Source organism: Rhizobium sp. 2YAF20 (assembly GCF_052114685.1).
Classification (GTDB): domain Bacteria; phylum Pseudomonadota; class Alphaproteobacteria; order Rhizobiales; family Rhizobiaceae; genus Rhizobium.
In genome coordinates this window covers 1-704 of the sequence record NZ_JBFRFF010000133.1, presented here as the reverse complement: position 1 = coordinate 704, position 704 = coordinate 1, and the positions used below count along the sequence as shown (strand labels likewise).

The 704-nt window shown below is 55.8% G+C and carries 1 protein-coding gene; it reads right to left on the bottom strand.

The genetic code is table 11. The features are described from left to right. On the bottom strand, nucleotides 1–521 hold a 521-nt coding region (locus AB4Z52_RS36260), incomplete at its 3' end, for an AMP-binding protein (protein WP_442222622.1). Nucleotides 522–704: the final 183 nt, after the last annotated feature.

The following is a 704-nucleotide window of genomic DNA, read 5'->3' as shown; positions in this document are numbered from 1 at the left end:
ACGATACGCCCGGCCAGGGCATCGGGCGAGAAGCCGCCGAAAACAACGGAATGGACCGCACCGATCCGCGCGCAGGCGAGCATCGCATAGGCGGCCTCGGGTATCATCGGCATGTAGATGGTAACGCGATCGCCTTTCTTGACGCCGTGCTTTTTCAGCACGTTCGCCATGCGGCAAACCTGCTCGTAGAGCTCGTTGTAGGTTACCTTCTTGTCGATGTAGGGGTTGTCGCCTTCCCAGATGAAGGCAACCTGATCGCCACGCTTCTTCAGGTGCCGGTCAATGCAATTATAGGCGACGTTGGTGAGGCCGTCCTCGAACCATTTGATCGACACCTTTCCTGTGAAAGAGGTGTTCTTGACCTTGGTATAGGGCTTGAACCAGTCGATGCGCTTGCCGTGCTTGCCCCAGAATTTATCGGGCTCTTCGACGCTCTGCTGATACCATTTCTGGTACTTCGCCTGATCGATCAAAGCGCGCGCCTTGACCGATTTCATCACCGGATGAATCTTTTCCGACATAGTCTCCTCCTCGAACCAATGGCGCCGGCTCGCTGCGCAATCATGCAGCCGCCTTAGCGAGCCCCAAAATATCTCGCACGAACACTCTTCCGGCATCCGTATCACCTTGATCTTCATCTATCCTGCTCATTGAGCTGAATGCCGGCCGGCATGGTCGTGTTGTGTTTCAACCCGCTGCAATCG